The organism is Chitinophaga niabensis, assembly GCF_039545795.1.
GTDB lineage: Bacteria > Bacteroidota > Bacteroidia > Chitinophagales > Chitinophagaceae > Chitinophaga > Chitinophaga niabensis_B.
Genome location: NZ_CP154260.1, coordinates 6,959,966 through 6,974,613, shown reverse-complemented (window position 1 = coordinate 6,974,613; position 14,648 = coordinate 6,959,966). Strand labels below are relative to the sequence as shown.

The 14,648-nt window shown below is 44.8% G+C and carries 11 protein-coding genes; 4 read left to right on the top strand and 7 right to left on the bottom strand.

The window, feature by feature from the left end; all coding sequences use genetic code 11:
• Positions 1 to 130: 130 nt before the first annotated feature.
• Both AAHN97_RS28120 and AAHN97_RS28115 read left to right on the top strand, forming a co-directional pair.
• Positions 131 to 544, top strand: a complete 414-nt coding sequence (locus AAHN97_RS28120; RefSeq protein WP_343305387.1) for a VOC family protein — start codon at positions 131 to 133, stop codon at positions 542 to 544.
• 4 nt (positions 545 to 548) lie between these two features.
• On the top strand, positions 549 to 1,130 hold the full coding sequence (locus AAHN97_RS28115) for a YdeI/OmpD-associated family protein (RefSeq protein ID WP_343305386.1): 582 nt from the start codon (positions 549 to 551) through the stop codon (positions 1,128 to 1,130).
• A 193-nt stretch (positions 1,131 to 1,323) separates the two neighbouring features.
• Here AAHN97_RS28115 and AAHN97_RS28110 read toward each other — a convergent pair whose 3' ends face one another.
• Positions 1,324 to 1,839: a GNAT family N-acetyltransferase gene (locus AAHN97_RS28110; RefSeq protein ID WP_343305385.1), complete on the bottom strand. Its 516-nt coding sequence runs from the start codon at positions 1,837 to 1,839 to the stop codon at positions 1,324 to 1,326.
• A 132-nt stretch (positions 1,840 to 1,971) separates the two neighbouring features.
• Here AAHN97_RS28110 and AAHN97_RS28105 point away from each other — a divergent pair, with 132 nt between their 5' ends.
• Positions 1,972 to 3,999 (top strand): hypothetical protein, encoded by a 2,028-nt coding sequence (locus AAHN97_RS28105; RefSeq protein ID WP_343305384.1) that lies wholly within the window; start codon positions 1,972 to 1,974, stop codon positions 3,997 to 3,999.
• 38 nt (positions 4,000 to 4,037) lie between these two features.
• Here the strand turns inward: AAHN97_RS28105 and AAHN97_RS28100 are convergent, their stop codons facing one another.
• The 5 genes from AAHN97_RS28100 to AAHN97_RS28080 form a co-directional block, all read right to left on the bottom strand.
• A complete protein-coding gene (locus AAHN97_RS28100) occupies positions 4,038 to 4,943 on the bottom strand; it encodes a serine hydrolase (protein ID WP_343305383.1) in 906 nt (301 codons plus the stop codon).
• A gap of 22 nt (positions 4,944 to 4,965) precedes the next feature.
• On the bottom strand, positions 4,966 to 6,900 hold the full coding sequence (locus AAHN97_RS28095) for a PAS domain S-box protein (RefSeq protein WP_343305382.1): 1,935 nt from the start codon (positions 6,898 to 6,900) through the stop codon (positions 4,966 to 4,968).
• An 88-nt stretch (positions 6,901 to 6,988) separates the two neighbouring features.
• Positions 6,989 to 7,924 carry a hypothetical protein gene (locus tag AAHN97_RS28090; RefSeq protein WP_343305381.1) on the bottom strand — a complete coding sequence of 312 codons (936 nt, stop codon included), beginning with the start codon at positions 7,922 to 7,924 and terminating at the stop codon, positions 6,989 to 6,991.
• Between the two features lie 45 nt (positions 7,925 to 7,969).
• On the bottom strand, positions 7,970 to 8,938 hold the full coding sequence (locus AAHN97_RS28085) for a glycosyl hydrolase family 18 protein (RefSeq protein WP_343305380.1): 969 nt from the start codon (positions 8,936 to 8,938) through the stop codon (positions 7,970 to 7,972).
• Between the two features lie 83 nt (positions 8,939 to 9,021).
• Positions 9,022 to 10,158: a porin gene (locus AAHN97_RS28080; RefSeq protein ID WP_343305379.1), complete on the bottom strand. Its 1,137-nt coding sequence runs from the start codon at positions 10,156 to 10,158 to the stop codon at positions 9,022 to 9,024.
• Between the two features lie 62 nt (positions 10,159 to 10,220).
• On the opposite strand from AAHN97_RS28080, the gene AAHN97_RS28075 reads away from it, so the two are divergent.
• Positions 10,221 to 11,171, top strand: coding sequence for an aldo/keto reductase (locus AAHN97_RS28075; protein ID WP_343305378.1), 951 nt, complete (start codon positions 10,221 to 10,223; stop codon positions 11,169 to 11,171).
• A 57-nt stretch (positions 11,172 to 11,228) separates the two neighbouring features.
• Here AAHN97_RS28075 and AAHN97_RS28070 read toward each other — a convergent pair whose 3' ends face one another.
• Positions 11,229 to 14,498, bottom strand: coding sequence for a T9SS type A sorting domain-containing protein (locus AAHN97_RS28070; RefSeq protein ID WP_343305377.1), 3,270 nt, complete (start codon positions 14,496 to 14,498; stop codon positions 11,229 to 11,231).
• Between the last annotated feature and the right edge of the window lie 150 nt (positions 14,499 to 14,648).

Sequence of the window (14,648 nt, the reverse complement as noted above, 5' to 3'; positions counted from 1 at the left end):
CCGTTCTGCCACTATATAACTCCCCCTTAGCTGGCTTCTTTTTTGTTATTAAAAAATAGTTTTTATACCCCTGACACAGGGCTGTCACAAGCCCCTTTTACCTTTGTTAAAACAATAAAACAAAAACATCATGGCAAACAAAAACCCTTTAAGAGGCTTCGCAACAGCAAATTATTATGCAGCAGACCATGCAGCAGCCATTCAGTGGTACAGTGAATTATTCGGCATGGCACCCTATTTCAATAAACCCGGTTATGCGGAATTCCGTGTAGGAGATTACCAGCATGAATTAGGTATCATAGATGCACAGTACAAACCAAAAGGTTCAGCCACCACACCAGGCGGAGAAGTCATCTACTGGCATGTAGACAATATCGAAGAATCACTGGACAGGTTACTGGAACTGGGTGCCACCGCATATGAACCTATCACCCAACGCGGCGGCGGATTTGTAACAGCTTCCGTACTGGACCCTTTCGGAAATATCCTCGGCATCATGTACAACCCTCATTACCTGGAAGTGCTCAACTCCATTAAAAAATAAAGACATGGAAAAAGTGAACGGCATACCTGCATTCCACGCCAAATCCGCCAGTGACTGGCGGAATTGGCTGGAAAAGCACGGCAGATCTGAAAAAGCAGTATGGCTGATCATCTATCACCAGAAAAGCAAAACACCCAGCGTACATTATGCAGAATCTATAGAGCATTCGCTTTGCTACGGCTGGATAGACAGCAAAGCCCTCAAAAGGGATGAAGAAAGTTTCTACTTAAGCTTCACTCCCCGCAAACCCAAAAGCAACTGGAGCAAAAAAAATCGTGAAAGAGTGGCCCATATGACGGAGCTGGGATTGATGCGGCCAGCCGGCCAGGCCATGATCGATCTGGCCAAAGCAACCGGCACCTGGGATGGATTAGCCGCGGCACAGGATAACATCCTGCCGGATGATCTGAAAAAGTTGTTTAATAAGAACAAGAAAGCCTTTAAAAACTTTGATGCATTTGCCCCTTCTTCCAAACGCGTGATACTGGAATGGATCTCCAAAGCGAAAAAACCGGAAACAAGGCAGCAGCGGGTATTACAAACAGTAGAACTGGCAGCAGAGAACGTGAAAGCGAATCATAAATAAATTACCTTTGCAAAGAGGGCTGCTTCAAAGCAGAGCGCTTTGTATATGCTATCTTCATTCTGCAAATATGCACCTCCACTGCCCCTTCGTATAGCAAAACAAACATCTTCTTAAATAGCTGATAACCAATACACCCAATTCTTCACATAGGCTTGACATAGGCTCAAGATAGGGTCCATGTTGTTCTCAGGTATCAATACCGAAGGAACATATGATGATTAGGATTAGCATGTGCAGGCGATATCTGAAAATCATAACTCCCTATCGGCTCAAACCCCGCCCTCATATAGAAATCAATCGCCCGGTGGTTTTCCTTCCATACAAATAACCACATCCCCGCCTGGTTACTCTTCCGGGACAGATCAACATTGAACTGGTATAATCCATACCCCAGCTTCAGGTTGTAAAAATCCTGCAACAGGTATAACCGCTCCAGTTTGGTGACATTCTTTAATTGAATAGCAGGATGCGAAGCATTGAGGATGATCTTTGAGTAACCCGCCGGCCGCTGATCATGATAAATGAGGTGAAAGATATTATTGGTATCGCTGAGTTCTGTTCTCAAAGTTTCCTCGCTGAACTTCTCCTCCACATACCGCGTTATATCTTCCGGCGGCGCGCTATGCCCATGAGATGCCAGGAACGTTCTTTTACCGATATCGGCTATTAACGCAAGGTCTTCCTTCGTTGCTTTAATGATTGAGGCCATTTGCTGTTAGGTTAAATGTATGCTTAATAAATATATCCCAATTCCCTTAAAAAAACGCCATTTTTCTTCTATCTTGTCCGCCATCATAATCTCCACGTCAGCAGCATTCATTGATCATAAAACTACACACGCATGAAATTGCTGTCTGCAAAGCCAATCTTTTTATTTATTGTATTATGTAATGCACTTCCCGCCAGTGCGCAAGACAGATGGGCCATCCAGGAAGACGGCAGCATCCGCTGGGAAGTGAAAGACCGCCTTCCACATACAGATCATATTGAAATGAGTGGTGAAAAAGTCTCCGTATGGGTAAGGTATGGTTTAGACAGCATCGGCAGATCAGATATTTTCCGCACCGTGGTGTTTCCCACCTTCCGATTATTACCTGACGGCACCCGTACGCACATCAGCTATTCCTTTTCAGACAGCGACCTGCCCAGGATATATGTGAACAACCGCCTTATCAACCTGCAACTGATCAAGAACGGCCCAGGCCGTGCGGGAGAACTTTCTTATAATATCAAAAGCTTCAGCCATAGAGGTATTATGAAGATCAGTGCACAGGCAGGAACACCTGCACTGGCAAATGTAGAACGTACCATATTCCCTTCGGTAGACAAACCCCTGGTGCTGGAAACATTTGTGATCAGGAACATCACAGACCAACCCATGAATGTTTACATGGAGTACCTCAGAAAGGAAGTAAGAACGGATGCAAAAAGAAGCAAAGGCTCGCAGCACAGTATGATGGCAGGCTCCGTAAATGATGGCACGCAAACGATAGCGCCGGGAGAATCCGCCAGCTTCAGTGTATTTTATCTTGCTTCAGACACGCCACAATCTCTCAGCACCATTCACCCGCAGCAGGAAGAAACTGCCCGTGCAGCAAGAGTTGCCAGCCTGGACGATAAACTCCGGCTCGAAACACCGGATAAAATATTAAACACCGCTTTCGCTTTTGCCAAACTGCGCGCCACTGAAAGCATCTTCAAAACCAAAGGCGGCTACATGCATGGCCCCGGTGGTTTAGCTTATTATGCTGCGATCTGGGCAAACGATCAGGCGGAATACATCAATCCTTTCTTTGCCTACCTGGGAGATGAAAGAGGAAATCTCTCTGCCATGAATGCCTATCGGCATTTTGCGGCATACATAAACCCTGCCTACAAACCCATCCCCAGCTCCATTGTTGCAGAAGGAGATGCCAACTGGCATGGTGCAAAAGACCGCGGGGACCAGGCCATGATTGCATATGGCGCATCGCGCTATGCCATGACCTTTGGCAATATTGATTCCGCAAAAGTATTATGGCCTTTGATAGAATGGTGCCTTGAATATAGCCGCCGTAAGATCAACGAACAGGGTGTGGTGAATTCAGATAGTGATGAACTGGAAAACCGTTTCTCCGCAGGCAAGGCAAACCTTTCCACGAATACATTATACTATGATGCCTTACGCTCTGCTGCTATGCTGGGCCGTCTCTTAGGTAAACCTGCTTCGCAAACGGAAGGTTATTTAAAACAAGCCGCAACATTACGCGGAAACATAGAAAAGTATTTCGGCGGCACCATTGAAGGTTTTGCCACCTACCGCTATCATGAAAATCTCGAAGTACTGAGGGCATGGATCTGCCTGCCTTTAACTGTTGGTATTATGGACAGGAAAGAAGGTACCATCAATGCCCTCTTCTCTCCAAGATTATGGACAGCGGATGGTTTAGCCACCGAAGCAGGAAAAGGAACTTTCTGGGACCGCTCTACCCTTTATGCTTTACGTGGCGTACTGCAAGCTGGCGAAACAGAAAAAGCGATGGACTTTATCCGCTACTATTCCCGCCGCCGCTTACTGGGAGAACATGTTCCCTATCCCGTAGAAGCCTATCCTGAAGGTAATCAACGTCACCTCTCTGCAGAAAGCGGATTGTATTGCCGGATCTATATAGAAGGGCTCTTTGGCATCCGCCCGACAGGATTCAATACATTTGAATGCACACCGCGTTTACCCAAAGACTGGAACAATATGGCGCTTCTTAAGATCAATGCTTTCGGAAATGTGTTTGATGTGGAAGTTGCAAGAGCAGGAGCTGGCAAACTTCTGATCACTGCAAAAGGAAAGAAATATACGATCAAAGAAGGAGCTACACAGGTGATAAAACTATAAAGAAAAAAGCCCGGAATATATTCCGGGCTTTTAAAAAATCATTTCCGCAGTACATTCCAGGCCGGCTTCCAACCACTCTTAGGTTCAAAATAATTCCACAGGTAAGCAGCGATCTTACGGATCATCACCACTGCTTCATTATCTGCTTCCCAACGCTGGTCTTTAATATTCTTTGTGCCTACATAGAATACATAATCTCCATGTGGCGCATTCACCAATACCACTTCAGAACGGGATTCATTTACAGAGCCGCTTTTTGCAGCCACCTGTATATAAGGCGGCACTTCTGAGATAGCCTGTTCATCATAATATCCTTTCGTCATTAACCGGTACATTCTTTCACTGGCAGCTTTACTGATCACTTCTCCGCGATGGATCTTTGCTACCAGGGCAGACATTTCCCTGGGTGTGGTTTGCCCCCAGCCATAGATCTTCCTTATTTCTTCCCGCCCCTTTGTGCGGGAATTCACACGGGTATCTTTTAAACCGTATTGTTCCATTAGTTTATTTACCTCTTCTCCGCCACCGGCCAGTTGCTGGTTCCAGAGGGAAGTGGTATTATCACTATAAGCCATCATTAATGCAGCCAGTACACTCACTTCCGTAGCAGCACTGTCTTTAAAAAACTGCATCAGTCCTGAGCCGCCGTATTTAGCAGAATCACGGTACACAAGTGCCTGGTGCCAGCCCAGTTCTCCCTTTTCAATTTTGCTGAACAGGCCTACCAGTAAAGGTACTTTTACAATACTGGCCGTGGGGAAAATGGTATCTCCGTTGAGCGAAGCATATTTGCCGGTTTTGAGATTGAGTACGTATACGCCGGCTGTACCGTTAAACCCTTTGGTTAGTTCCACCAGTGCTTTTTCAAGTTTATGGTCTACTTTACGCTCCTGGGAAAAACCGGCAATAGAAAAGAAGAAAAGGCAGTAAAATATCTTTTGCATACCCTTAAAATAGTAATTATTACTAAGCTATACAAGGAATATACACCTCAAACACAGCACCTTCATTCAGCTCGCCTTTAGCCTGAATAAAGCCCTGGTGGTTCTGGATGATCTTTTTGCAGATGGCCAGTCCAACACCTGAACCGCTGTAATCAGACTGGGTATGCAGCCGTTGAAAGAGATCGAATATTTTTACGCCATAAGAAGGGTCGAAGCCAATGCCATTATCCTCAAAGGATATTTTATAAAAGCAGGAATTTTTGTGTTCAGATGCCGAAAAAGACACTGACTGCAACTGCTCTGCACTGATCTTAATATGAGGAGCACGGTCCGGATGGCGGTACTTTAATGAATTATTGAGGAGGTTATCAAATAGCTGGACAAACTGGAAAGGAACTGCTTGTACAACAGGCAGCGAATCCACTTCTATCACCGCATTACAATTTTCGATGGTTTCCCGGTTGGTGGCAATCACTTCCTTCACAAGTTCATTGAGGTCTACTGCTTCCTGGTTCTGGGAAATGGAAGAAGCTTTTGAATAACTGAGCAGATCTTCTATCAGGCTCTTCATACGGGCAGCCGCCCGTATGGACCTTCCAAGATAATCTTTTATTTTCTCCGGTAACTGCCCGGAATGTTCATAAATATAATCGCTATAGAACTGGATCTTTCTTAAAGGCTCCTTCATATCATGCGCGGCGATATAAGCAAACTGTTCCAGCTCCCTGTTCTGAAACTCCAGTTCCTTTGCATACTGGTTGATCTTGTCTTCTGCACGTTTTTTATCCGTGAGGTCACGGGTTACTTTGGAGAAGCCGATCACATTATTATTTTTATCGTGCAACGCCGTGATCACAATACTTCCCCAGAAACGGGTACCATCTTTTCTTACCCGCCAGCCTTCCTGTAAAGCCTTTCCTGTTTGGTATGCTTCATTGATCAGTTTCTGCGGCAGGCCGCTTTCCCTGTCTTCCGGTAAATAGAACAACTGAAAACTCTTTCCTATTATTTCATAATCTTTATACCCCTTTATTTTTTCCGCACCGCGGTTCCAGTTCTGAATAATGCCGGACTTGTCCATCAGCAGGATGGCATAATCATCTACTTCCTCGATCATTTTATGATACCGCTCTTCACTCCTTTCCAGGTCTATCGCCCTTTTATCAGACTGCGCCTCGGTTACAGACATATACTTTTTCTCGCTTTCACGCAATGCAGTAATATCTATCGTAAAACAACGGGTATGAATAAATTCCCCGTTCACCCTGAAAACATTGGAATGAATATGCACCGTTTTTATCCCACCATCCTTATGCCGAAGCTGCGCTTCATACATATGTAATGTTTCATTCCTCGTCAACCGCTCCAGTACATCATTGATCACCTCCCTGCTCACATGGAACTCTGAAATATGATGGCCGATATATTCTTCCTTTTCATAACCCAACAGGTCCAGTTCCGCCTGGTTGGCCCACAGGATCATCCCGTTGGCATCCACCCAATGCAAACCAATGGCAGCATTCTCCACATAATCCTGTAACTCTTCCTTCCAGGGTATCTCCTGGTAAGAATTTACCATGCCATTAACGGCCCCCTGCTTATCTACGTTAGGGGCTATATTAATCCTGACCATAATCCGTTGTCCGTCAGGTCTTTCCATCACCAGGTCCCAGTCTTTCCTTGGCAATCCATCTATAAGGCACGAGGCCATAGGGGTTTCATCATGGGGATGGTATTTGCCATCCGGATAATAAAACCTATGGGCACCGCAGAACCGTTCCCCAGATTGTGGAATCCTTCCCCACAAACGGGTAGCCTGGCTATTATACTTCTTAATAATACCCTGGGCATCACAAACACAAACCCCCACAGGCAAAAGTTCAAGAAATTGCGTTGGAATGTTCTCTGTATCGGCCACTATGGTATCTAAAGGGACATTATTCGATTCCTGATCCATAAGCAGAAATTATGAAATATTCGGCTTCTACAACATGGTAGGAGCCTCCTTTTCCTTATGGTTGATCAAAGTATATGCCACTCGCCTGTTATTTCTTTTCCAGCGCCTTTACCCGCTCCTTTAAACCTTCTGTTTCTTTCTGTTGCTGGATGATATATAGGGTCAACTCCTCTACTTTCTTAAGCAGTTGTTTGTTCATTTCTCCAAGGTCCTGCCCGTTTTTCTCAATTTCTGCTGCCGAAGGGATCTCTGGTAAATGTTGATGTGTTGCAATATAGGCGGCTACTTCCTGCAGAGAAGGCAATACATATCCCTTGTGAAAAACATAATCCGGCCAGCTGGCAGCCGCTGCTGTTACTTTTACTTTTTGCGCTATCGCAGTACCAGCCACAGCGAGTTTGTAACCATTGGGGGCGCTGGTACCAATGCCCACATTACCATTTTGATCGATCCGCATGGTTTCTATTCCCACGTTTCGTACAAAAACAAGTGGTTTATTCAGGTAAGGGCCCATGTAAGTTGCTGTAGTGTTGGTATACACTTCAAAATCTGAAACGCCGGGATCATCAGCACTGACATAGAAATTAGGGATAGAAGCTGAGGTAACTGTACCCATTGGTGCACTGGACCATACCGGACCTTTCGTAATCAGTTTGTAATTTGGAACTGCCGCAGTACCCATACCCACATTACCTCCTGTAAAAGACACATTACCTCCTGTAAATGCAAAGTTACCTCCTGTAAAAGTATGACCACCTCCATTTGTAAAATACTCTATTGAACTACCTCTTAGCATCAGGGGCAAATAGGTAGCATTTCTGGGATTGAGTGCATCCAGGTATCCTTTATCACCAACGTAATACATACCTATTCCATTTACATCCTGATTGTATTTGGCAAACCCCGTTATCCAAATGGCATTGGAAGTGGTGTTAGCGGAATCGGTCACTGTTTGTAACGATTGACTCCTGGCATTAAAGGTCAACAGAAAAATAAAACCTGTGCTGGCTAAAAATTGTTTCATAGATAAACCGGGTTAAAGTTGATTAAAGCATGAAAATAAGGATTTTTATTTCCCCGCCCTCTCTATCACCCCCAGCAAGGACTTGTCCCCCTTTGCATCCTGTTTCAACTCCCATATCATCACGCCCCCTGCCTTTTGCTGTTTTGCAAACACCACTTTCTCCCGGATGGACGAAACACCATTATAATAGATCTTACCGCCACCATTCACACTTACACTATCTGAATTTTCCGCGCCGGGGTATTGGGCAATGATCTCACTGTAATGCATACTCTCCGGTGCATTACCGCCAAAACCATATCCATAAAATGGAAGGCCTACCAATAAACGCTCCGCAGGAATCCCTCGGGTGCTATGATAATAATTGAAATCGGCAATCGCCATGGAAACAGGGGAATGCGGACCGGGACGGGAAGGATTCCAGGGCCCTGTTTTGTCGTAAGACATAATGTTGATGAAGTCGAACTGCTGCAAGGTGGCATCGTTGATCTTATTGGAATTCCAGGAGGCCAGCGCAGCGGTCATCAGTTTTTTCTTTGGCTTTAGGGCAGCAGCCAGTTCACTGATAAAAGTGGCGTACTGTGCATTGATCAGATCATTTTCGAGGTCTACATCTACCCCATCGAAATTAAAGGTCTCTGCCAGTGTTACTAATTTAACGATCAGCATGGCACGTTTATCATCCTTTAAAAGCTCCCCAATATGCGCCGGGGCACCACCACCGCCAATAGAGAAGAATATGCGTACCTGCTGACTGTGTGCTTTGTCAATAGCCTTGCGCACGTTTTCATTTACGGAGAAATTGCCCGCCGCATCCGGGTTAAAAAAAGCCAGGTTCAGATCTGTGATCTTTGCCAGGTCAATTGTTTCAATAGCCGTATGCCAGTTATTGTTACTGTGCAGATAGCCCAGTACACGGAATTTCGGCTCCTGTGCCACCGCCTTCTTTTTGGTGCAGGACAACAGCATAACAGATAACAACAGGAAACAGTACAGGAATTTAAACCTCTTCATAGATTAAGAATTAAATGTAAATAAAGAGGTTAAGAGAGCAGGATAAAAATAATCTATCCCTCTTTCAATTCCAAATAGATGTATCAGATTCTTATCTGCAATTGTACATATACCAGGTTGCGGGAATAGTTAGTGGTAAGGGGGATATCTTTTTTGAACAGGTCGATGGTAACGCCTGTTTGCAATGCGGCATAGAAATTATCTGCAAAGATAAAGGAGACGTTGGGTACGATGGTCTGGCGGGGATTACTATTTTCATCAAAATATTCATACCGTGCAGAAAACTCCATGGCCCTTACACGCGGCCGGTGATATTCATACCGTAAAGTGGGGAAGAAATAAAAGCCCTTCATCCTGTATTGGCTGATAGCCGGCTTGGGCCTTACCGTATCTGCATTATAGGCAATGAAATCCGTACCCGATTTATACTCTCCCATCAGCAGCAGTTTCCATTTCCGCGATAAACTGATCCGCGTAGTGGCATCTATACCATATGCATTGCCAATGGCACTCTTACCCAGGCTGCCGGTTCCTGCATTCACACCTATCGTCAGATCATCCAGGGGCGAAGTTTCTATACGTGCATATAGATTTTTGGTATCATCATCATCCGTATTTTCATTCCTGTTATTTCCATTATATACGCCTGCATAATACCTTAGATTACCTTGTGCATTTATATCCCCAAAAACAGAAAGCCCTACCTGGAAGCTCTGCCAGCCGTTCTTTCCAAAAGCATAATACTGGTTGGAGAAATCCACCGTGCGGATGATGTCTACCGGCATAATATCTTCTATCCCCATAAAAGGCCGGAACTGCCCGGCCTGTACATTAAAGTGTTTGTTCAGGGAATATTTGATAAAAGCATTCTCCAGTACTTTATTGGCAGGGTTACCGGAAAAGTCTGCAAAGTTGGCCAGGATATTGGCAGAGAAGTGATCATTGATATTTGCTTTTACCATGATCCGGGCACGTTTTACAAGAAAAGAATTGCTGGTGCCTTTATCAACAGCGGGATCATAATGTTTGCCGTTCACATCCACATGCCGGGTAAGGGAAGCCACGTAACGCGTTTGCACTACACCGGCAAAACTCAGGGAACGTTTATAGGCAGAGAAGTTGGTGATGGTATCTCCTTCTGAAAGTGAGGTTTCATCCACCTGCTGTGCATAGGCGGGCAGGGAGCAGGCAATGGCGAGCAAAAGTAATAGCGGCTTCATACAGCAAAAAACAAATCCGGTGTAAATTTTGTTCTTTTGTACTTAGAATTAAATCAACAAACATGGAAAAGAGAACATTGGGTGGTACAGATATTCAGATAGCCCCACTCGTTTTTGGCGGTAATGTTTTTGGATGGACGGCTGATGAACCTACCTCCTTCCGCTTACTCGATGCATTTACGGATGCGGGGTTCAACGGCATCGATACATCAGATAATTACACGGCCTGGATACCCGGTAATACCGGCGGAGATTCTGAAAGAGTGATCGGCAAATGGCTGAAGCAAACCGGCAAGCGGGACAAAGTGGTCATTGCTACCAAAGTGGGTGGTAAGTTCAGCGAAGAAAAGAAAGGTCTGAAAAAAGCATATATCCTTCAATCCATAGAAGATTCCCTCACACGCCTGCAAACAGATCATATCGATCTGTACCAGACACATTACGATGACCTGGAAACACCCATAGAAGAAACCCTGGAAGCATATGCAGAAATCGTAAAGTCCGGGAAGGTGCGCGCCATTGGCACTTCCAATATGACGGTGGAGCGGTTGGCTAAATCCATCAATATCAGCAAACAGAAAGGTTTCCCTGCTTACCAATCTTTACAGCCGGAATACAACCTGATGGAAAGAGAAAAGTATGAAACACAATATGCACCTTTTGTAAAAGAACACAACATTGGCGTGATCCCTTACTTTGCACTCGCCAGTGGTTTTCTGACCGGCAAATACCGCTCAGAGAAAGATCTTGAAGGCAGCAGCCGTACAAAATACGTAGCGCGCTACCTGAATGAAAAAGGATTTAAGATCCTGAAAGCATTAGATGAAGTAGCCGCACAATACAACAGCAAACCTGGCACAATAGCCATTGCATGGGTAATGGCGCAACCGGGTATTACTGCACCTATCGCCAGTGCCAGTAATATGGCGCAGTTTGATCATCTTGTAGCTGCGGCTTCATTGAAGCTGGATGTAAAAGCTTTGGACTTATTGAATGCAGCCAGTGCTTATTAAAACATAAAGCGGTCAGATGATCTATCATCTGACCGCTACTTTTATGCCACTCCGGGCCTATCGTTTAATGTTCAGATTCTTAATCATCCTGTTACCGATAACATCCGTAATCTCCACAAAGTAAATTCCTGCACTCAAGCCGTTTATGTTCATGTCCACTTTGTTTACAGCACCCGGTATCCGATGCTTACGAAGTCTTCCTAACACATCAAATATCTTTATCTCCTTAATAAGATGCTCATTAGTAGTGATCGTTACATTACCCTTCGCAGGGTTAGGAAATAGCTGCACATTATTCGTAGCAGGTTCTCCTTCTTTTTCTTCCCCGGCAACACTAACATCTGATTCACCTGCTCTTCTGTCAAGAATAGGAGGACAAACAAAATTAGCATTGAACTTATGATAAGTAGTAAAACCACCACAGGCATTTGATCTCCTCAAAGTCCATGTAGCAGCGGCACCCTGTGGCTTTATACTCACCTGAACCTGTTGGTTATTAGGGCTTGGTGTTAACCCAACTGCTGAGTTAGCGGGCGTTTTGCTGATAAAGGTCCAGGTATAATTGGTGGCTACGGGATCGCTTACATTCACTGTACCAATATAATAATGAGGCTGACCTGGTTGTAAGAGCACGTTACAATATTCCAGCACCCTGTTAACCGTACTACCGCTGGTAAAGTTTTTATAGAAATGTTCATTCGGTGCACCTACTGTTACCACTCTTTCAATCGTTCTTGTCTGGCCACAGAAATTGGTAAGTACCACGCGTATTGTTTCAACACCCCTGCCAATATTTTTCACTGTGATCCTCGGTGTTCCCTGTCCACTGGTGATCTCAAGATATCCGTTAACGGGTGTCCAGACTATACTGAGTCCAGCGGTATTAAGCCCTGCCAATTCATATTCCGCCGTAGTGCACACCAGGTTTACACTACCGGAAATAGTATTAACAGGCTGGCATATACCCGGGCAAGTGTTCCAGGGCATCGCTTCAAGGATCTTCCGTTCCATGAACCGGGAAGCCTGCCAGGACATCCAGCCATTATGGTATTGATTCCAATTGCCGAAGCGCCGATCCAGGAAACCATTATTATCGATATCGTCATTATCACTTAAACAAAATACAGCAGCGCAATCTGATGTATAGGTCTGTACAAATTGAAAGGGAGAAAGTGAAGGGGTATTTAAATTATTGCCGGTTAAAGTTCCCGGGGCTGCAATATTTGCATCTATGTTAAAGAACATGTTATTGCTCTGCCATTTGTTGGCAGCACTATATCCCTGATTGCGAAGATCCAATGCGCTGGCTGTTGGGATAAAGTTATGGCCATGATGCCCCAGATTACTGGCAGGTGAAGCCAGCCCATTGTTATCACGGTCATTAAACCTCGCTACAAATTGCGATTGGGTAGTTTCATAACTTCCGGGGGCATCGTCATATGGAAAATGGCCGGTGTATTTGAAATTGCGCACCTTAATGCTCGGCAAAACACCTACAGGTATACCAAATATTCTCACCACTTTAAGTCCTACATACCTGTAACGACAGATATAATCATTCACCCCATTCTCCGGTACAGCATAAGCAGCGGCTGTTGCATTTACCAATACAAAAGTGATAGCTCCGTCAAAGATCTTCGAGCCCGGGCCAAAGCTACCGAACTGGGTACCATTCCCTGCATCCCGGGTACCGGATGTATTATTTCCCCTGCCAAAAGCAATACCATAACATACTGCCTGCTGCGGATAACCCAGGTTCTCCAGTTCCTCCGCAAATTTAGCACGTACCGGATCAATGGTAGAGAGGTTCGGGAACCAGTTAAACGCAGCCTCATCGTTAGCCCCTTTGGTAACCAGTAATTGCCTGGTAGCCGGGCTTTTACTTGTTTGCACCAGGTCAAAAAATGACTGGTCAAAACGAGTCCCTCCGCTAAAAGGTTTTTTCCATTTCAGGAATTCAAAGTCGCGGGACATTTCACCGAACAGGTATTGCAGGCCCAATGGAATATTGGCGCCCTGATGTGGTGCATCATAACTGAAATATTTTCCGATCTGATGATTGATACCCCTGTTCTCCATATCCCGGAGGCACCACCTGGCCACCAGCCCTCCCATGCTGAATCCTATAACAGTTCCCGGCGCAGTTCCGGATTTAAGAGCATTTACCCTGCCAATGATGTCCTCCAATACTTTTGCATTGTTCTGTATGAAATCCTGCGGCTTTTTCAAATTCACAAACACCAGATCGTGGCCGTTAGAAAGCATTTCATCAACAAAAGTACTTCCGGAGAACCTGCGTATCATTTCGTCTATGGTAAGACTATTATCCGTATCATACCCTTCCAGTATAATAACCGGTTTATCAAATACCCGGTCGCATCCCGTCATCACACTTACATCTGCTCCCGGATTAATATCACAATTAATGATGTCGAAAATGCTTCCTTCCTGCCCACAGATAGAAAGCATATCAGATGTACCCCTCGTCATACCCAGGTAATCATTGATACTTGTATATACCGGGGCAACAGAAATATTCCATGTAACATCCGGCTGAAAATAATATTGCGGTCTCTCATACCGGATACTTGCCACGGCTGTTCTGCTTCCATTTACCGTACTGATTGTAGCAGTAATGGTCTTAAGCCCCGTGGCACCATAATATACACTTACACTTCCTCCTTTTGCAACTGTTCTCGGACCAGCGCCATCACCAAAATCAATACTTACACTGGTAATGCCAGGCATCAGCCAGAACTCATCCGGCAATGTAAAACTGATAGCATTATATGCATTGATCTTTGTCTGCAAAGGAGCAAAGATGAAAATCTCCTTATTATCATAAGGAGAACTGGTACGCCCCGGCACATCCTGCAGCCGCAGGCTATCCGGAGTAATGGAGAAAAGATTGTTGCTTAAAGCGCTCTGATTAATTTTTTGATAAGCCTGCAACAGAAATAACAGTGGTATGTTACCTGTATTCCTTTTGTAGCGATGTGCATTTACAAAAAGATCCTGGGGAGGTATAAGCGCAGCATTCGTATTTACGCCACTTAAGGTAAGGATGTGATAAAAGCTAAAGAAATCACCACTGCTTTTTATAACAGAATCGGATCCCACACCATCATAGTCCCCGCTTTCAAATGCTGCCATTGAATAATCCAGCAGATAACCGGATGGTATCTGTGAGGCGGACCTGTTGATCAATCCAAAACAGGTATCACGCCATCGTTCAGGCGTAACTAATACGGTATCTTCTAATTGTATCTGTGCAAAAGCAATAGCGATCTGCATAATAGCGATCCAGGTAAGAAGGATTTTTTTCATATAGGTAGGTTTTGGGTTGCGGGTTAAAGGGCTTTCAGCGCATGGGTTCAACAGTTCATATAAGTTAGCAATAATTACCTGATCAGGCAATTATTTAACATAAAACCGGTCAGACAGCTAAGCCATCTGACCGGTTGTTAATAAGATCAT